At 54.6% G+C, this 19229-nt stretch carries 17 protein-coding genes and 1 tRNA gene; 6 read left to right on the forward strand and 12 right to left on the reverse strand.

Annotated elements, in window-relative coordinates; translation table 11 throughout:
• Positions 1 to 348: 348 nt before the first annotated feature.
• Positions 349 to 2793: an HDIG domain-containing metalloprotein gene (locus tag JUJ53_RS14570; protein ID WP_204152752.1), complete on the reverse strand. Its 2445-nt coding sequence runs from the start codon at positions 2791 to 2793 to the stop codon at positions 349 to 351.
• Positions 2794 to 3422: 629 nt separating this feature from the next.
• Entirely contained in the window at positions 3423 to 4343 is a 921-nt protein-coding gene (locus tag JUJ53_RS14575; protein WP_204152753.1) for a hypothetical protein, read from the reverse strand.
• 202 nt (positions 4344 to 4545) lie between these two features.
• Between JUJ53_RS14575 and JUJ53_RS14580 the strand changes: the two genes are divergently transcribed.
• Positions 4546 to 5331, forward strand: coding sequence for a peptidoglycan-binding domain-containing protein (locus JUJ53_RS14580; protein WP_204152754.1), 786 nt, complete (start codon positions 4546 to 4548; stop codon positions 5329 to 5331).
• A gap of 26 nt (positions 5332 to 5357) precedes the next feature.
• On the opposite strand, the gene JUJ53_RS14585 is transcribed toward JUJ53_RS14580, so the two are convergent.
• The 4 genes from JUJ53_RS14585 to JUJ53_RS14600 form a co-directional block, all read right to left on the reverse strand.
• A tRNA-Gly gene (locus tag JUJ53_RS14585) sits at positions 5358 to 5428 on the reverse strand.
• A 129-nt stretch (positions 5429 to 5557) separates the two neighbouring features.
• On the reverse strand, positions 5558 to 6583 hold the full coding sequence (gene gap, locus JUJ53_RS14590) for a type I glyceraldehyde-3-phosphate dehydrogenase (protein WP_204152755.1): 1026 nt from the start codon (positions 6581 to 6583) through the stop codon (positions 5558 to 5560).
• 2 nt (positions 6584 to 6585) lie between these two features.
• The gene (locus tag JUJ53_RS14595; protein ID WP_204152756.1) at positions 6586 to 6762 is read right to left on the reverse strand and encodes a hypothetical protein; all 177 of its coding nucleotides are present in this window, start codon (positions 6760 to 6762) and stop codon (positions 6586 to 6588) included.
• Positions 6763 to 6983: 221 nt separating this feature from the next.
• On the reverse strand, positions 6984 to 7193 hold the full coding sequence (locus tag JUJ53_RS14600) for a hypothetical protein (RefSeq protein ID WP_204152757.1): 210 nt from the start codon (positions 7191 to 7193) through the stop codon (positions 6984 to 6986).
• A 514-nt stretch (positions 7194 to 7707) separates the two neighbouring features.
• Between JUJ53_RS14600 and JUJ53_RS14605 the strand changes: the two genes are divergently transcribed.
• Positions 7708 to 7974, forward strand: a complete 267-nt coding sequence (locus tag JUJ53_RS14605; RefSeq protein ID WP_204152758.1) for an NIL domain-containing protein — start codon at positions 7708 to 7710, stop codon at positions 7972 to 7974.
• A 63-nt stretch (positions 7975 to 8037) separates the two neighbouring features.
• On the forward strand, positions 8038 to 8883 hold the full coding sequence (dapF, locus tag JUJ53_RS14610; protein WP_204152759.1) for a diaminopimelate epimerase: 846 nt from the start codon (positions 8038 to 8040) through the stop codon (positions 8881 to 8883).
• 167 nt (positions 8884 to 9050) lie between these two features.
• Here dapF and JUJ53_RS14615 read toward each other — a convergent pair whose 3' ends face one another.
• The 4 genes from JUJ53_RS14615 to JUJ53_RS14630 all read right to left on the reverse strand — a co-directional run bounded on the left by JUJ53_RS14615 (position 9051) and on the right by JUJ53_RS14630 (position 12157).
• Entirely contained in the window at positions 9051 to 10196 is a 1146-nt protein-coding gene (locus JUJ53_RS14615; RefSeq protein WP_204152760.1) for a PRC-barrel domain-containing protein, read from the reverse strand.
• Positions 10197 to 10324: 128 nt separating this feature from the next.
• Positions 10325 to 10915, reverse strand: a complete 591-nt coding sequence (rdgB, locus tag JUJ53_RS14620; protein ID WP_239125074.1) for an RdgB/HAM1 family non-canonical purine NTP pyrophosphatase — start codon at positions 10913 to 10915, stop codon at positions 10325 to 10327.
• Positions 10916 to 10982: 67 nt separating this feature from the next.
• On the reverse strand, positions 10983 to 11534 hold the full coding sequence (locus JUJ53_RS14625; RefSeq protein WP_204152761.1) for a CBS domain-containing protein: 552 nt from the start codon (positions 11532 to 11534) through the stop codon (positions 10983 to 10985).
• Positions 11535 to 11701: 167 nt separating this feature from the next.
• The gene (locus JUJ53_RS14630) at positions 11702 to 12157 is read right to left on the reverse strand and encodes a CBS domain-containing protein (protein ID WP_204152762.1); all 456 of its coding nucleotides are present in this window, start codon (positions 12155 to 12157) and stop codon (positions 11702 to 11704) included.
• A gap of 684 nt (positions 12158 to 12841) precedes the next feature.
• Here JUJ53_RS14630 and JUJ53_RS14635 point away from each other — a divergent pair.
• The gene (locus JUJ53_RS14635; protein ID WP_204152763.1) at positions 12842 to 14725 is read left to right on the forward strand and encodes a serine/threonine-protein kinase; all 1884 of its coding nucleotides are present in this window, start codon (positions 12842 to 12844) and stop codon (positions 14723 to 14725) included.
• A 105-nt stretch (positions 14726 to 14830) separates the two neighbouring features.
• Here the strand turns inward: JUJ53_RS14635 and JUJ53_RS14640 are convergent, their stop codons facing one another.
• On the reverse strand, positions 14831 to 16165 hold the full coding sequence (locus JUJ53_RS14640) for a hypothetical protein (RefSeq protein WP_204152764.1): 1335 nt from the start codon (positions 16163 to 16165) through the stop codon (positions 14831 to 14833).
• A 190-nt stretch (positions 16166 to 16355) separates the two neighbouring features.
• Between JUJ53_RS14640 and JUJ53_RS14645 the strand changes: the two genes are divergently transcribed.
• Positions 16356 to 16682: a hypothetical protein gene (locus JUJ53_RS14645; RefSeq protein WP_204152765.1), complete on the forward strand. Its 327-nt coding sequence runs from the start codon at positions 16356 to 16358 to the stop codon at positions 16680 to 16682.
• Here the strand turns inward: JUJ53_RS14645 and radA are convergent.
• On the reverse strand, positions 16679 to 18124 hold the full coding sequence (gene radA / locus JUJ53_RS14650; RefSeq protein ID WP_204152766.1) for a DNA repair protein RadA: 1446 nt from the start codon (positions 18122 to 18124) through the stop codon (positions 16679 to 16681). The two genes, JUJ53_RS14645 and radA, sit on opposite strands and share 4 nt — an antisense overlap.
• A 321-nt stretch (positions 18125 to 18445) precedes the next feature.
• On the opposite strand from radA, the gene JUJ53_RS14655 reads away from it, so the two are divergent.
• Positions 18446 to 19177, forward strand: a complete 732-nt coding sequence (locus tag JUJ53_RS14655) for a response regulator transcription factor (RefSeq protein ID WP_204152767.1) — start codon at positions 18446 to 18448, stop codon at positions 19175 to 19177.
• Positions 19178 to 19229: the final 52 nt, after the last annotated feature.

The raw sequence follows: 19229 nt of genomic DNA on the forward strand, positions 1-19229 counted from the left end.
ATCTATTGCAGCATGGAACATCCCCAGGCCAAGCCATTGCCGCCATCCCCCTGCTCCATAAGCCTAGTCATCGATGCGGTCTCATGATCGATGCAAGGCTTGCACAGCGTAGACTGAGCCGATCGCTGTCTACCCAGAATAGCCATGAAGATGCTTGACAAAACTGTTCTTCACCCAGGGGATGCATCACGCGATCGCAACGGCATGGTGCAAGCCAGGTAGAACCTAGAGACCTAGCCCACGGTGATTCTATTTCCAGAATAAAGTCCAGCCTGTCCAGATGTAAAATAGCTGACCTAGCCAGGTTTACCTAGTATGCCCATCCAAGCCGCCTCCCTACAACGGTGATCATGCTTTGAACGTTGCCGATGGGGTTGGGTTCAGCGCCGCCTTGGGGTAGGGAATCCGCTTATGGTTGAACTGCTGCCAAACCTGCACAAAGATGTCTGCCACCTTGGCTAAATCGGCACGGCTGAGCCCAGAATCCACCAACTGATTATCCTGCCAGCGGTGACGCATGATTTTGTTGACCGTAGACAGCGCTTCCTCAGGAGTGGCATCCTTAAGCGATCGCAGGGCCGCCTCACAGGAATCTGCCAGCATCACAATGCCGGTCTCCCGCGACTGAGGAATGGGGCCGTCGTAGCGGAAGTCCGCCTCGTTCACCACCAACGTCGGGTCTTCTTTGGCGCGCTCCTGGGCCTGGTAATAGAAATAGGTAATCAGCATGGTGCCCTGGTGCTCTGGAATGAACGAGCGCACGGCCCGGGGCAGACGACACTTGCGGGCCATGACCAACCCTTCGGTGACGTGTTTTTTGATAATGGCGGCACTTTTCCAAGGGTCGTCGATCAAATCATGCTTGTTGGGCCCACCCATTTGATTTTCGATAAACCCCATGGCGTCGTGCATTTTACCAATGTCGTGGTACAGGGTGCCGGTGCGAATCAGTTCCACATTGCAGCCTAGGGCCCGGGCCGCAGCCTCCGCGAGGGTCGCCACAAACAGGGTGTGCTGGAAGGTGCCCGGAGCTTCCGACACAAGGCGCTTCAAGAGGGGACGGTTGGGATTTGACAGTTCCACCAAGCGGGTAGGCGTGACCAAGTCAAACCCATGTTCCAAGTAAGGACTGACGCCCAAGGCGACAACACTCCAGGCAATGCCCAGCAGGGTCTGAACACCAGCAGCCGTGAGCACGGCATACCAAACAGGACTGGTAGCCGCCGTCAGCATCAGACTGAGACTTAAATACACCACCCCTTGGGTCAAGCCGACGCCTAGCCCCAAGAGCGCCAGCTCCTCACGCGATCGCATCCGACCGGATAAGACCGCCCCCACTGCACTGCCTACCGCACTCGCCAAGAGGGAATTGAGCGCCACTTCCATGCCAATGGGCAGCACAATCCCCAGCAAGGCAATCACCGTCATGCTCAGGGGAGAGCCATAGAAACTGCCGATGAGAAGACCAATGGCAGGTAAACTGCTGCCGGGCAAGCCCAAGACGATCGCCAAGGGAGCCGTTAACACCAGCAGCAGAATCAAGATATGGTCACGCAGTCGTAGCTGGGCATAAAAAATACGCTCAGAGAGCCAGAAAAGGGCGATCGCTCCACTGATCAACGCAGCAAAACCTGCTAAGGCCAAGTAATTGAGGCGGCGGCGACTCATGCCAAAGTGATCCAGCAGGACAAAATCTGCCTGGGTAATCGTGTCCCCCGCTTCTACAATGGTCTCGCCTCGGCGAATGGCCACCATTTCTGGATCAATGGCCTCCGCTGCCTGCTCAGCCCTAATACGGGTCTGTTCTGGATCTTGGGTGAGGTTGGGGCGCACCACCGAGTCGAGCAGCTCAACAGCCAAGGGTTGTACAGAGTCCGACATACTCACCGCCACCTGAGCCTGAATGGCTTGGCGGCGAATACTGTTGGGCAAGCCTGGAGGAATGCCTTGGAGCAAAATGCGTTCTAGCACCTGACGCATCTCCCCCTGCACCTGAGTCCATTCCTCATCCGTTAAGTCTAGGATGTAAGACCCAAAGGGTTTATCCAACTCATCGGGATTATTCTCAAGCTGATCGGCAATCGTCCTGTAGCGATCGCGGGCTCGACTGATCGTGCTTTCCATGTGCTGGACTTCATCCTCAGACTTATCCCGCAGCGCCGTCCGTAGCTCTAAAATCGCCAGTTGTTGGGAACCGCCCAGCCCATTCGCTGAGGAGGGTACACGAGTTGTGCTGGTGCTATCCGCTGGCATCCCCGGAGCCGCAGGACGCGGTGGAGGTGGCTGGAGATTGGCCGTCGTGGAACTTGGCGTAGCAGAGCGCGATCGCGTCGAGCCTGGCCGCACCTCAGACCAAATCCTCCGCCACTCCCATTCGGTGGTGCGTTGGAGATAGCGTTGGCTGGCCAAGGAGATATTGCTGGTGGAGGTAAATGGAAACCCACCCAACTGCTGCCGTACATCATTACCTCGCTGCAGCAGGCGATCAAAGGATTGATAGATCGTCTGATTAGCGGTTTCGTCAATCATCAAAACCGGAATTGAACCGGTACGAGCCGCTTGCCGCGCTTCTTCCGTCGTTTTTGTATCTTCGACCCGAGCATTATCCGGAGCCGTGAGGGTTTCCGGAGCCGTCGTATCCACGGCCAGCTGGGGCTCGTTATAAAACCGATACCCAATTACACTCGTCAGGGAGAGGATAGCCACACTCGTGAGCAACCCGCGCACCGCCATGGGGCGCTGCTGGGAAATATCTTGCCGAAACGTCCGAGCAGAACGTTGAGTTGTTTTCATGGTCTGCAGCGATGAAGGTCGAGTCGAAGCGGAGACTGAACTGTGATGAAGTCGTCCGAGGCGATCGCCCCACCGCTGCATCCGAGGCCCAAACCTAGAGGAGGAAGCACTCTGATGGAACTGTCGCCATCGATCGAACTGCTGAGTAAGACGTCGAAACGATTTCATCTCTGTACCAAGAATTCGAGTGGGAGAGCAATAGAACAGCGCGCGGCGATTAGCTCTAGTTAGACAAGACCCGGGCAAAGGTCTTGATCAAAACCGTATGAGGGACAAAACGGAAGAAGCACCACACTCAACAGAACAGAGACATGAAGACGATAGGGCGCAGGGCCAATAGATGTGTAAAACCATCATGTTCAGGCCACTTTAGTGTGAACAATTCTGGTCAAAATCGCCATCTACCTACAGGATTGTATATTGCGATTATAGAAGCTCAACGAGGAAGGCAAGGGGCTGATACCTCCAACAGCCTGCAGTTCGTTGAAGCCAAGGGATTGTAGCGATCGGTTAACGGATCGGTTAACCGAGATGTACCTTCAGGCATAGACTTCGCATACTCAAGTACATACTCCAAGGACATACCCAAGTAATAGTATATCGAAGCCATTTCACGACGGTGTCTAAGCTTAACGGGGCTGCAAGGTTTGGGCCGCTGCGATCGCCAGACTAGGATCGATGACAGGCTGGGGAACCATAGCTCCCATCCATGCCGACGCTAGGCGTTGCACGTCATGCTCAAGCTCTAATCGGGACGAGATTCCCCAAAGTTGCAGCAGACTGGAGGGGCGATCGCTGGTTCCTTCCACAGCCCCATACCAACGCCAGGGCCATCCCAACGCGCCATGGAACGCCCCCGCTACCATGCCCACCGTCATGCCCACACTGCGATAGGTATCCACATCCTGAATCCCCCGCTGCTCACAGTGGTAGAGCGATCGCACGAGGGTCAGGGCAGGTGCATCGGTTATGGTTTGCATTGCCGAGGTGGCGATCGCCAGAGTTGCTCCCATGGGGTGATCGGGTTCAAGATCTTCAGGCATCAGATCTACGGCAGCCCCCTTCCGCTGCAGGACTTGGGCCATCCATCGGGCGAGATCCTGCACCCCAGCGGTTACCTTGCCATGATGGGACGGCTCGAACGGCAGCCCGCTGATCATGGACTGAAACTGCTGCTCAAAGGCAGAGCAATCATCGTGGTAAAACAGGATCAAAGGCACCGCATAGCTGATCACTTGGGCCAGCGATCGCTCATCCATAGACAGATCAACAGATGGATCGACAGATGGATCAACAGGCAGATCAACATGAGCGATCGGCCCATGGGTTTGCAGCTGATGCACCAGGGCTAAACTTTGTCGTCCCCAGGCAGGCATTGGAGCGGCAGCCAGAAAATTAGGTTGATATAAGCGATGGGCAAGCGATCGTCCTGGTGAGCGCCGCGCTGCCCACCCCGCAGCCATCAAATCGCCAAAAAGAACGCCCCAGTAGACGCCCAGCCATTGATCAACAAGGGATGGAACATGAGCAAGCGGGTAGACCAGCGGCATAGGTATGTAGATGTAAAACGCTAGAAAATTAATCCGGATAGACGAGTGGAGCGATCGACGATGTGCAGTACACTCATGGCACAGTTAATACAGTGCAGTTAATACAGTGCAGTTAATGCAGCGCAATTAATGCAGTGCAGTTAATACAACGCAATTAATACAGTGCAATTGTGGACTCTGGACATAACCATAGCAAACAATCATGAACGGCAGGATCACTCACGGTTTACCTTCTAATCCTTCAGAAGGGTGCTTCCAGACAAGTCGAGGTTGGCTGGCTCTGGGGCTAGGGCTAGGGATGGCCATGCTAGGCAATCCAGCGATCGCTCAATCCCCAGCGGCCGCCCCATCGGCCGACCCATCGGCCGACCCACCGGCTGCGCAAACGGAGCGATCGCCCCAGCGGCCCACTCTCCAACTCGGCAGCCAGGGTGTGGCCGTGGCTCAAGTGCAGGCCATGCTGACGCTGCTGGGGTACTACACCGGGCCCGTGGATGGACAGTATCAAGACAGTACAGCGATCGCTGTGGCCACGTTTCAGCAGGCTGCCGGACTCGCGGTCGATGGCGTCATGGGGGCCAATACTTGGGCTGCTCTTCTCCCCAGCCCCAATGGACAAGCCGCCACCGAGCCCACCGAACCTACCGAGACGCCAGCAGCATCCGTGCCGTTTCCAAGCCCCTCCCTCGAAACACCGAGCGAATCAGCGCCTTCTGAAGCACCATCGTCTGAAGAAACGGCTTCTGAGGAAGCGATCGCCCCCAGTCCCACAGATCTACCCGTGTTGCGCTTGGGAATGCGAGGATCGGCCGTGGAGCGGCTGCAGGAACGTCTACGAGTTCTAGGCGTATACAGCGCTCCCATTGACGGTGTTTTTGGCCCGGCAACCCAAGCAGCCGTGCAAGATATTCAGCAGCGCAACCGCCTCAATGCCGATGGTATTGTGGGCCCGGCAACCTGGACAGTACTCTTTCGTGCCACCAACTAGTCCTAGGCCGCAAGTCAAATCTCTAAAGCGGGTGGGGGGAATCGAACCCCCATCATCAGCTTGGAAGGCTGAGGTTTTACCACTAAACTACACCCGCATGGGTAACCCATAGCTCAGCCATACTACCATGAACCGAATGCTTAGGGAAATACCCAAGAGCGATCGCCCCTGAGTATTCCCAAAGGTTCATCAATGCATAACTAGGCTGAAGGCTAGAGGCTCAAGCCTAGAGAATGCCGTCCTTCTCAGCCATAGACATCATGAGATCAATGACGCGCATGGAATAGCCCCATTCATTGTCATACCAAGCGACAATCTTGAAGAAATTGGCATTCAGCTCAATGCCAGCCGTGGCATCAAAGATGCTGGAACGGGGATCACCTTGGAAGTCGGTGGAGGCCACCGGATCCTCGGTGTAGCCCAAAATGCCAGCCAAACCATTTTCGGAAGCCGCTTTCATCGCCGCACAAATTTCGGCGTAGCTTGTGGCCTTGTCGGTTCTGAAGGTGAGGTCAACCACCGAGACATCCGGCGTGGGCACCCGGAAGGCCATGCCAGTGAGCTTGCCCTTCAGTTCTGGCATCACCAGGGTGACGGCCTTGGCAGCTCCGGTGGACGCCGGAATAATGTTCTGAGCAGCGCTGCGTCCTCCGCGCATATCCTTCTTGCTTGGCCCATCCACCGTCGGTTGGGTAGCGGTCATGGCGTGAACCGTGGTCATCAGCCCTTCCGCCAGACCAAAATTATCGTTGATCACCTTGGCCACCGGCGCAAGGCAGTTGGTGGTGCAGCTCGCATTCGACACGATCGCATCGGTCTCTGGGTTAAAGGTGTCGTGGTTGACGCCCACCAGCAGGGTGCGCACTTTCTCAGGATCCTTGGTAGGAGCCGAGATCACCACCCGCTTTGCCCCAGCATCCAGATGCTGAGCCGCGCCCTTATAGTCCGTGAACAATCCCGTTGCTTCAACGACATAGTCTGCCTTGGCATCCCCCCAGGGCAGATCGGAAGGATTGCGAATGGCAGTACAGGGAATATGCTTGCCGTTCACCACGATGCCACTGTCTACCGCTTCCACCGTGCCCTTAAATTTGCCGTGGGTAGAGTCGTATTTCAACAAATAGGCGAGGTTTTCTGGAGGAACCAGGTCATTGATGCCGACAAACTGGATATTAGGGTTATCAATACCGGCGCGGAACACCAGTCGTCCAATCCGCCCAAATCCATTAATGCCTACTTTGATGGCAGCCATAATCAAAACTCCTTGTCGAGGGTCTGCAAGTTGCTGTGGTGTGTGGAACGATCGGCATGGAATTCTGCGCGTACCAGGGGCTCTGCTGCGTTTAGGATGAACGCGATCGACGATCCACCGATGACAGCGCCGCCACGCAGGTCGGCATACTGCCCTCGCCATGGAGACTCAAGGGTCATGGATGGCTCTTGGGATGCTATTGCACCCAACAGCTCTATGAACCAAGCGCCGAGAAGAATCAGCGCTAGACAATCCGATCCGTTCCCTACGCTGAGATAGTAGCAACGAATTGGCGATCGCCTAGATTTGTTAATCCAATTTTCCCAATCCTGTCAAGCTGAGCGATCGCACCATAGACTAGGCTCGATGTATTCCTGGGAATCTAGGGCAAAGGCTGGGGTTAATCGACGACTTTCAGCAGGCCCATTTGCAGGCGATCGCTCACGGAGCGCACCTGGGCTAGTTGATGACTCGTCAGCGTTTCACCTGCCATTAAAAAGCCCAGGAATCGCTGTTTGTCGCTGTAGGTAATACGTCCAGTGGAGAGCACTCCTTGGATGAGTTGCTCTAGCTCACGGTCTAGGTCGTTGCTATGGGTTTTAAGTGACATATCGATATCAGGAGAAGATGGAAGGCTAAGCACTTATCCGTAAAAACACTAGATCGTCTTGTTCAATTAGCCGATTTTTTAAGGATTTATTAAGTATGCGTCTCGTATTAGTCTCTCATTATACGAACTATACGGGATTATACCTGGGTATCCGGATGAACTAATGATAAAGTTCACGGAACAATCTAAGAGTTTTTGCTGAACTTAAAGCCATTACTTATCCATCATAGAACATTTGAACTCATCAACCCTGAAGCAACACCGGCGTTCAATCTACGAATCACCGATCGGAAAACGAGGGTTTAAGCCTTGACGAGCTCCAGGGCTGCCGATAGAATAAAGACTCGCAAACATCACTATCTCTATCGATTTACCGTAGATTCAACTCGTAGACCAGGGCGCCTTCCATCTTGGGGATAGGCTTCCATCTCTGTTGATCTGTTGGCAGACAACCGGCCAAGAGTTATCTAGTCCAATGATGATGCGCGATTTCACCGACAAACCAGGAGACCCTATGTCCGTTGATCAGCCGTTGGTTCAGACACGTCTTCGTCTTCGCATTCCCCAGCACTACCACCAAGAGCCGGTGATTTCTAAGCTGGTGTCTCACTATCACGTCACGGTGAATATTGCGGCGGCCGTTCTGGGGGCCAATGCTGAGGGCGATGGATGGTTTGACTTGGTGCTGCAAGGGCAGCCCGATTGCCTTGAGCAGGCCTTGCACTACCTTCATGACCTAGAGATCGAGGTGTGGAGCGGCTCAGATATCAGCGCATGGTAGTTCGCATCAGTTTCGACGTATGCTAAATCCATAGAGAGCTTCACCCTCAACTCGTTCACTCCTATGGCTATAGACTTTACGAAATATCACGGCATTGGTAACGACTTCATCTTGATTGACAATCGTCAGCAAGCCGAGCCGCTGCTCACACCAGAGCAAGCGATCGCTTGGTGCGATCGCCATTTTGGTATTGGGGCAGATGGGGTGATTTTTGCCCTGCCGGGGCAGGCCGACACCGACTACACCATGCGGATCTTCAATTCCGATGGCTCGGAGCCAGAAATGTGTGGCAACGGGATTCGCTGCATGGCGCGGTTTGTGGCTCAGCTTGAAGCGGCAGGGGGTGTAGATACTACGGAAAAAACCTATCGTATCCATACCCTCGCGGGCTTGATTTCACCAAAGCTAGAACCCGACGGGCAGGTGACTGTAGACATGGGCATCCCGCGCCTGCTGGCGGGCGAGATTCCCACGAGCCTCGGCGCGGCGGATGACAAGGTGGTAGGAACCTCGATATCCGTGGCCAGTCAAGATTGGGCGGTCACCTGCGTGAGCATGGGCAATCCCCACTGCATCACCTTTGTAGACGATGTAGAAGCGATCGCCCTAGAGCAGATTGGCCCACAGTTTGAGCATCATCCCGCCTTCCCCAAGCGAATTAATACCGAGTTCATCCAGGTGGTGCGATCGGATTATCTCAAAATGCGGGTGTGGGAACGGGGTGCAGGGATTACCCTAGCCTGCGGCACCGGAGCCTGTGCAGCCCTAGTGGCTAGCGTGCTGAACAATCGCAGCGATCGCCAAGCCACGGTAGAGCTACCCGGCGGTTCGCTGCTGATTACCTGGGCAGAGGACAACCATCTTTACATGACCGGCCCCGCCGAACAGGTATTCACCGGTAGTCGCTAGTACCGCAAGACAGAAGAACGAAGACAGAAAAACGAAAAGGAACCCCAGGACACACACTAGGCGGGTTACGTTCGTCTCAGAGTACTCGTTGACTGGGGCAGAGATCCGGCGATCGCCCAGATCCTGCCTGAGCGCCATTCCAGGTTCCTCAGGCCTGTTCCATCAGGCTAGATCCAAGGATCATCATCCTCAAGATCAGGCCCTGGAATCAGATCCGGCTGAATGGGGCGCTGATCCTCGGTGCTGAGGGCACCGGATGCCTGCTTGGTCAACGCCGATTCTGCAGCAGGGGTCTTCTCCGAATTCGCCCCTGGCTGCTCAGAGCGATCGCCCTTCGCGTCTTCCTCGGCACTCCAGTCATCAAAGAGAATTTCAAACTCGTCTTCATCCCCATCATGGTCAGGGGTGAGGGGGCGATCGCCCTCAAACTCTTCCGGCACATGGAAAAAGTCAAACTCCTCAATGCGATCGGTGAGCAATGCCGCCTGTTGCTTCACCCGATCAAGGAGCGATCGCCCAGTTTCCTTAGCCTGCTGGGTGAAGGTTTGCCCCTCGTCCCGCAGGCGTTCATTCCAGGTTTGGGCTTGGTGGCGTGTATCCTCGGCCTGGGTCTGGGCCCGCTGCCGCAAGGTCTCCGTCCATTGCTTGGCCTGGCTGCCCCATTGACTGCCCCACTGGCGCACTCGCCCGGTCACCTGCTGGGCCGTGGTTTGCGCTTGGGTTGTCCAGTCTTGCAGCTCATCCGTGGCATCGCTGTAGTTTTTCCGCAGGCGATCGCGAATGTGGGTGAGCCGTTCTTGAATGCCCTCCCGTTCCACAGTCAGCTTTCGGCTAGCCGCTTCGGCCACCAGCACCCGCTGCTGACCGGAACTGAGCAGGTAGCGGGGCGGCAGACGATAGAGCCCCTGGGCAAACCCCAGCCAGCCATCGGAGGTAAACAGATAGTAAGCGATCGCCCCAGTTTTAATATCAAAGGCATAGTCTACAATCTTGCCCAGCTTGCTGCCCGACTCACTCCACACCTCCAGACCTAACAGCGTTTCTAGCTGACGCACCTTTTGGGCTTCGGTTTCCGTGGGGCTAGCCGTTACCACAATGCTCTCAGGGCCAAGGGTGTGGATTTGGTTCAGCGTGAAGGCTAGGCGCTTAGAGCTGACCAACCCCTGCTTAGACACAAACCCCAGCACCCGATGGGCATCAGGGTACATCCACACCACCTCCACTCGCCCCAGTTCTTCGGTGGTATCCCGATGCAAAATCGGTCGGTGCAGAACGATACTTTGGTGAATTAGCTTGGGCTTTGGGGTTGGCATAGGGTCGGGGTCAGCTCGGGACATCAGGTGGGCAAAACAATACTCCTGCTAGTTCCACGCTAGCAGGAATCTGGGAGGTAGGGCTTTAGCGCTTTCCGAACATCACCGAGCCTCGTAGGCTCCCACGATTAGTCGTTGGCGATCGCCCACAGGGCAGGCAAGTGAGGCAAAAGCTGGTCAAAGGCCAGCCCACGATGGCTGATCCGATGCTTCAGGTCAGCGGGCATTTCAGCAAAGGACATCTGATGCTCGGGCAGGTAAAAAATTGGATCATAGCCAAAGCCACCGACGCCCCGAGGCGCATGCAGGATCTCGCCTGGACAGATGCCCTCGGCCTGGGTAGCAATGCTGCCATCAGGACGAGCGATCGCCACCACGCAGATAAAGGCCGCTTGGCGATCGCTGCTATCTCCCAGTTCCGCCAACACGCGATCGATGCAGGCCGCCTCTGTCGGCCCATAGCGAGCTGAATAGAGCCCCGGCGCACCGTCTAGGGCATCAATGGCCAAACCCGAATCATCCGCGATCGCCCATTGCCCTAATGCCTTAGCCACCTGAGATGCTTTGAGACAAGCATTTTCAGCGAAGGTCGTCCCGGTTTCCTCCACCTCTAGATCCGCTGGCTTCAGCACCAGTTCACAATCTAGATCCGTTAAATAGGCCTGCATCTCCCGTAGCTTCCCAGGATTACCCGTTGCTACTACCAGTTTTTGCACCATAGCTCCCATAGATGACCAGATGACCGACATTTGTTGTCGAACGACAACGATCGTAAAGATGATCGAATTACGACAGCGCCCGGTCAGCCCGGTTGTGGGACGCCGTCGCCTGCAGTTCTTCTACAATATCCCAAGCAGCAGCACAGGCTTGGGACGTGGCTCCCTGCTCTGCACAGATGCGCCGCGCTTCGTCCCGAGCTGCATCAATTTCGTCTTCAATATAAGGACGCTGGGGTTGGTTGACAAAATTTCCCTTGGTGAGAATATCACTCACCGAGATCACCCCTAGCAACTCTCCTTTAATCACCGGGGCGCGACGAATACTCGTATTGGCAAATAGCCGAGCGACGTATTCCACGCCCAATTCTGGCGGCACCACAATGCAGGGCTTGGTCATGATTTCATAAACCCGCATGGTTTTCGGGTCATGACCATAGGCGGCCACTTTATAGACAATGTCGGTTTCCGTGATAATACCGTAGGGATCCTCGCTGTAGCGGCGATCCACAATCAGCGATCGCAGCCCCCTCTCGGTCATCAGGGCCACAGCCTCGGCCACCGTAGCTGAGCCACTAATGGTCACCACATCCGTTGTCATGATGTCTTGTGCTTTTAGCATCCCCGTTCTCCAGATAACTGCATGGGTGAACGGCAAGTAGGAAGATCTACTTACCGCTCCATCCTGATTCTAGACCCAAGACTACCGTAGTCTGCGCTCCACCCTAAGGCAAACCGGCGCATGTCCAGGGGGCGATCGCTCCCAGACCATCAAGGGGCGATCGCCATCTAGGCGTCGTACATGCGAGCTTCTGGGGCATCCGGGAATTCTTCGCAGTACAGCTCAAAATAGGTTTTGGGTTTTTCCACAAAATCGCTTTTGGTCAAAATATCGTGAATTGAAATGGTACCCAGCAGGCCACCACTCACCACCGGAGCTTGATGCACACCGGCTTGAGCAAACAGACGGGCGACATATTCCACCCCTAGGTCAGGATTCACCACAATGCAGGGTTTGGTCATAATTTCATACACCCGCACCTGCTTGGGATCCTTCCCGTAGGCCGCAACTTTATAGATAATATCCGTCTCAGACAAGATGCCATAGGGGTCATCTGGATGACGACGCTCCACCACCAAGGCTCGGACTTGGTTTTCTTTGAGGCAGGCAACGGCCTCAGCCACCGTGGCTGAACCACTGATCGTCGCAACTGCTTGAACCATTATGTCTTTCGCTTTCATCATGGCAGGTCTCCAAACTAGCAGAACATGATTTGAACCGAGCAAATCTACGGATTGATGCCTGTTAAAATTGTGCCCCAAGGTGGGTAGTCTCAGAGAAGAAAGAGCAGCCTATCCCGTAATGTTGCGGATAGTTTCAAATCCTACCGGGGAAGATGGGCGATCGCCCTCCGCAGCATTAAGGAGAGGCGCAAGAGACTAGATGGCCCTTTGGGTCGATTTATCCATCCATTTTTTTGGCTTAACCTGAAAAGACACACAGAAAATTCACTTAATCTTGATTTCCCGTTTGCACCGTTCGCCATTTTGTAGGGAATACTGAATGGTGAAAGCCACAATCTTCCCGAGTTCGTTTATATCACGGAGTCGCAAGCTGAGTAGTTTGCTAGATACTAGGGCAGACGTTGTTATTTCAGGCAGGGCGATCGCATTTGAGACACATTGATAGCTTCGATGAGTTTGTCAATCATCCGTGCATCCCTTGACGTTCCTAATGTTGTTATGAAGCTGTTAAGCAGTATTAAGCTGTTCCACGACGAAGCATGTTACCCATTGTGTCCTAGGCTTAACCGCAGTCTGTTATGTAGTGGTTGTACACCGTGAGCAGGGTATTCATCTTCACCACCTGAGGGTCATCAGTTCGAGCCAACCCGACGTCATACAGTATTTTGGAAGCCGCATCTACCCATGCTAGGAACAACCATCGGCGGACGTTATCACATCACGGAACACCTCGGTGGCGGGGGCTTTGGGCAAACATTCCTGGCCGTCGATCGCCATCTACCGGGCAAGCCAACCTGTGTGGTCAAGCAATTAAAACCTCAAGTAGACGGTCAGGCGGCTTGGCAAGCGGCAACGCGCCTGTTTGACCGCGAGGCAGAAGTGCTGTATCAACTGGGCAACCATGATCAAATTCCTCGGCTCTTTGCCCACTTTGAAGAACACCGAGAATTTTATCTGGTGCAGGAATTTGTAGAAGGGCGGGTTCTTAACAAAACCATTAAGAAAAACGTCTGTTTCCCTGAAGATGAAGTTATTGACTTTCTACAGGATGTTTTATCAACCCTAGCCTTTGTTCATGAACAGCAGGTCATCCATCGCGACATTAAGCCATCCAATTTAATTCGCCGCCAGCATGATCAAAAAGTCGTGTTGATTGACTTTGGAGCCGTCAAGCAAATTGGCTCTCAAACCATCAACCTAGAAGAAGAGTCCACCTTTACCATTGCCGTAGGCTCATCGGGGTATATGCCCAACGAGCAGTTGGCGGGCCGCCCTCGCTACTGCAGCGATGTGTACTCCCTGGGCATTGTGGGCATTCAAATGCTGACTGGTCTATCGCCCTCCAAGCTGCGCTACGATGCCCGCACCGGTGAACTGCTGTGGCGCGATCGCATCCAGACCATCAGCCCAGCCCTAGCCGACATCATCGATTTGATGGTGCGCTATGACTATCGCCAGCGCTACCAATCCGCCGTAGAAGCCATGGAAGCTCTGCAGGTTCTGGCATCGCCGAAGCACGACACGGTGATTCTACCCACCGTCAATTCAGCGGTTAAATCTGCTCAGCGCGATCAGCTATCCCTAGGCGATCGCACCGTACCGCCTGCCAAATATTCCGACGCCCATTTCGTGTGGTTTGAGCGCGCCGATGAGCTGTTTCAGCAGCAGCGCTACCGCAAAGCCATTGAATGCTACGACAAGGTGATCCAGATTGCCCCCAATGACTACCTGGCTTGGTTTAAGCGCGGCATTGCCTTTGAAAACCTGCATCACTACGAAGATGCCGCTAGTTCCTATCAGCGGGTGATTGAAGTTCAGCCCAATGATTATCTAGCCTGGTTTAAGCGCGGCAAGGCCTTGGAACACCTGAAACGCTACCCAGAAGCGCTGGCCGCCTACGACAAGGTGATCCAGATTCAACCGGGCAACTATTGGGCCTGGCACGACCGGGGACAGGTGCTGGAGCATTCCGGGCAGTTTGATGAAGCCGTGGAGGCCTACGATCGCGCCGTCAACCTCAAGCCTGATTTCCACCTAGCTGTGGAGAGCCGTAAGCAGGTGCTCATGAACCAGCGCAAGGTCGATCAGCTTTACCATCTCCAGCACTATCAAGAGGCGATCGCGGCCTGTGCTCGCACTCTGCGCGATGATCCAAGCGATGCCAATGCTTGGTTGATGCAGGGCATGGCCTTGGAAAATTTGCAGCGCTATCGGGAAGCAGCGTCCTCCTACAGCAAAGTGGTGAAGCTACAGGCCGATGACCATATTGCTTGGTTTAAGCTAGCAGCCCTGCTGGAACAACTGAAAAAATATAAAGAAGCCGCAGCCGCCTACGCCAAAGTATCGCAACTGCAGCCCCACAACCAATGGGCCTGGCATGATCGGGGGCGATCGCTAGAGCAGATGCAGCAGTACGAATCAGCGATCGCTGCCTACGACCAAGCTCTGCGCATCAATGCCGAATTCGAATCCGCCCGAGATGGACGGCTGCGATCGCTCGCCCAGCTCAAACAGCAAATGCAGCAAGATTCCGTCACCTACCGTCCACCCACCCAATATGTGGTGTGAGCCCGCTGATTAGGCCAGGCAGGTTGTCCATACAGGAATCCTACGGCAGAGCTGGTTAGCAACTCTGATCTAGTAGGCACCTTGATCTAGTGGGCAACCCTGAGCCTATGGGGACAGATTATGGCGATTTTGTTCCAAGGCTCGCTTAATTTTTTGAATCAGAGGTTCCGAATCACGGCGATGCAGAAATTGCTCTAAATCCGTCACCGTGGCTTCTGCTGTAGCAATTTTTTGAATCAACTCCTGGGTCGCATCTTGGATATTAGGCGAGAGCCCCAGGGTGGCGGATGAATCGGTCTCCGTCAGGGATTGGATGGGCCCCTGCACCAGCCTTTCAAGTTCCGCTAAGGCAGTCTGAGCCTGCTCAATTTTCTGCAGCAGGGATTGCGCCACCGTGGTGCCCGACTGGGCCGAGTCGGTCAACGCCTGGACACGGCTATGGAAACGGCTGGCTAAGCGATCCATCCGGCGTCCGGCATCCAACGTTTGATTCACCAGCTTGCCAATCTCAGCGGTAATGTGGCTGAACCCCGCCATCTCCACCCCCACATGGTTGGCAACAATGGCCGCCTGGACGGACAAATGCCGCACCTGTTGGCTCACCTTAGCAATCAGTTGGGACGTGTCTTGGATGGTGTGTAGTTCATCGGTGAGCGATCGCCCGATGCCCACAATTTGCGTTGTATTGTGGCAAATGGCATTCACCCCAGCAAAGGTCGCCTGAAAGGTCTGCTGTCCTTCCGCTGAAAGCAGTTGCCCAATTCTCATGAAGCGCTTGTTAAACTGAGCAATTTCCCTAGCCTGTTCCAATAGCTCAACCTGCTGGGTTTCCAGCAGCAAATTGCGCTCCTGAATCACGCCTTGGTGCGCTTCCAGCAACTGGGTATATTCCTCAACCTTGCGCTGCCCTTCCTGCACCTGCTGCTGCTTTTCTTCCAAAATGGCGCGCTGCTGGCTCATCTCCTGATTGATCACCATGAGAATTTGCGACTGCGCCTGCAACAGCGTATACATATCCAGCAGAAAATACGCCTGCACCTCAGGAATACTGTGATCCTGAAACATCACAATGATCGGTTCATACACCTCATCCGCTGGACGGTTCAGGGCCGTGCGGGCGGATAGATCAATCGGTTCCGTATCCCGCAAAATCAGCGCACGGGCTTTACGACGCTTCAGCTCCGCCTCTAACAACATCTGAATGGGCTGTTCTAGAAACGTTTTTTGCTGAGCCGGCTTGCTCATTTGCTCATGAAATCGCCGCCGAGAAATGACGCCAACCATCTTGGTCTCGCTCATGATCACCACACCGGGCAAGTCAGGGCGTTGCTCAAACTGCTTGGCAATCACCAAACCCGACGTGTTGAGGTTGACCTGAAAATCATGGAGGGGTAGATCACCTAACGTGGCATAAAGAGTTACCCGATCAAGGTTTCCCATTGGATTGAGAGGCCTACGAAACGAAGTCAGCAGATGTTAAACCCATGCTCTAATGTCAACGGCTCCAGAATCGTTTGACTCAACAGCCCCGCCCGGCTGGGCAAGGGGGTTGGGATATAGGCGATTGGTGGCAGCCCTTGAGAGTTTGGGTACGAAACGAGGCAGGCGTAGATGCCGGCAGCAAGCCAGCGTGAACTCTTTTGCCTTAACTGTTCATGATGATGGATGCGCTGACCCTGATGATGGGTTGATCTGGGGCGTGATTCGCCTCACCCTGTACTTCACGGATGGGGCAGCCAAGCTGAATCTTGCCGGCTACCGAGCATGTTCCGATGAATCCGAGAACATTGCACACGTTCGTAGATTGAACGACGAGGGCGATCGCTCCAGATATTCAAATTCTATCGATCCTTGGGGACGGAATATGGTATCGCTGAAAATTAGTCACAATGCTGGTCTGGGATCACCCCTTGGCTATCCCCTGGCGAGTCTGGATGCTCGACGACGAGGTTCCTAGGCATCCGGTTCTGGGGTCGCGATCGCAGCACTATCGTTGGGCAGGAGGGCGGTGGCGATCGCATCCACCACACGCCCCACGGGAATGACCTCCAAGTCTAGCTTAGGAACCGTAGTTCCCTTCGGCACAATAGCCCGCTGAAACCCTAGCTTGGCTGCTTCTTTCAGGCGAATTTCCATCTGCGAAATGGGCCGCACCTGGCCACCCAAACCCACCTCACCAATCAAAACCGTGTTGGGATCGACAACGCGATCGCGGAAACTCGCCGCCACAGCGATCGCCACCCCTAAATCCGCCGCCGGTTCTCCCACCGTCAAGCCGCCCGAGGAAGCCACGTAGGCATCCAGCTTAGACAGGGGAATGCCCACCCGTTTTTCCAGCACCGCCAAAATTTGCAGCAGACGGCTGTATTCAATACCCGTGGCCGACCGGCGAGGGGAGGGGTAGCTGGTGGGACTGACGAGGGCCTGTAGCTCGATCACCAAGGGACGTGTACCCTCGCAGGCCACAATTGTACAGGTGCCCGGCACGGCTTCTTGGCGCGTTCCCAGAAAGAGCGCCGACGGATTCAGCACCTCGGCCAAACCCCGATCCACCATTTCAAAGATGCCAATTTCATGGGTGGCCCCAAAGCGATTTTTCACCGCCCGCAGCAGCCGATGGCTGGCAAAGCGATCGCCCTCAAAATACAGCACCGTATCCACCAAATGCTCCAACACCTTCGGGCCAGCGATCGCCCCATCTTTGGTGACATGGCCCACAATAAACAAGCTGATGTTCTGGCGCTTGGCCAATTGCATCAGTGCGGTGGTACATTCCCGCACTTGGGACACCGATCCCGGCGCAGAATTCAACGCACGGTAGTAAATGGCTTGAATACTGTCAATCACCGCCACCTGCGGCTTGAGGGAGGTTAATTCTGCCAAAATGGCCTCAAGGTCAATCTCCGGCAGCAGGTACAAGTCCGGTGGATCAGTGTGATCATCCTGGGGCTGACCAACCCCCAGCCGTTGCGATCGCAGCTTCACCTGCTGCCCCGACTCCTCAGCGCAAACGTATAGCACCCGCTGCTGCCGCGCCACTTGGTTGGCCACCTGCAGCAAAAGGGTTGACTTACCAATGCCCGGATCGCCGCCAATTAACACCAAAGAGCCCGGCACAATGCCACCGCCCAATACCCGATCCAGCTCGCCATAGCCCGACGGCAGCCGCGCCTGGGGATGGTCGGAAATTTGGGGAAGCGTCAGAGAGGCCACCGCCTTGGGTGGTGTACCCACAGCGATCGCACTTGCCGCCGGGCGGCTGGCAGCGGTGGACGTACTGGAGGGGGTCACCTGCTCCACCATCGAGTTCCAGCTACCACAAAAAGGGCACTTGCCGAACAACTGAGCCGATTCAGCGCCACATTCTTGGCAAACATACTGAGTTCGAGATTTTGACATAGGAGTTGGCCTAGGGGACGTTGCCGGATCACCCAGCACTTTTTAGTATGGCGTTACAAACCGGCAAGCAACCAATCAGACAGACTGAGTTACCATCGATTCATCCTGACCAAGTCAGAAAAATAGCAAAACTTCTAGCATGAGAAATCCTAGGATTATCTCTAGGTTTGTATGCGCAAAGTTGAATATTAAGAAACGTTGAAATGTAACAACAATGGGAATTTCGGCTATTTCTAGCCAGAACATACGCTATTATTCTTCATGATAATGTGTAGAAAATTAACGACTACACGCTAGTCGTTTCAAGGAGTGTTGAGTCAGTTGGAAAATCATAAAGAAAAAATACTTGTTGTTGACGATGAAGCGAGCATTCGACGAATTCTGGAAACTCGCCTATCGATGATCGGCTACGACGTGGTCACAGCAGCAGACGGCGAAGAAGCCCTAGACACCTTTCGCACCGCAGCTCCAGACCTGGTCGTGCTGGATGTCATGATGCCCAAACTCGATGGCTATGGCGTTTGCCAAGAGCTGCGCAAGGAATCGGATGTGCCGATTATCATGCTCACGGCCCTGGGTGACGTGGCCGATCGGATCACCGGTTTAGAGCTAGGAGCCGATGATTATGTCGTCAAACCGTTTTCGCCCAAGGAGCTAGAAGCGCGGATTCGCTCCGTTTTGCGGCGGGTTGAAAAAGTTGGTACCACCGGAATTCCTAGTTCTGGCGTCATCCAAATTAACAACATTCGCATTGACACCAACAAGCGCCAAGTCTACAAAGGCGATGAGCGCATTCGCTTGACTGGCATGGAGTTCAGCCTGTTGGAATTACTCGTGGGGCGATCGGGAGAACCCTTCTCGCGCTCCGAAATTTTGCAGGAAGTTTGGGGATATACCCCCGAGCGTCATGTGGATACTCGCGTAGTCGATGTTCATATTTCCCGGCTGCGTGCCAAACTGGAGGATGACCCGAGTAACCCGGAGCTCATTTTGACCGCCCGGGGCACGGGGTATCTTTTTCAGCGCATTACTGAACCCGGAGAAGGGGAATAATCTATCTCATCTGCCCGGATTCGGCCCTTCAGTACTAGGCCATCTGATAAAA

Origin of the sequence: Leptolyngbya sp. CCY15150, from assembly GCF_016888135.1 — a bacterium.
Taxonomy (GTDB): domain Bacteria; phylum Cyanobacteriota; class Cyanobacteriia; order RECH01; family RECH01; genus RECH01.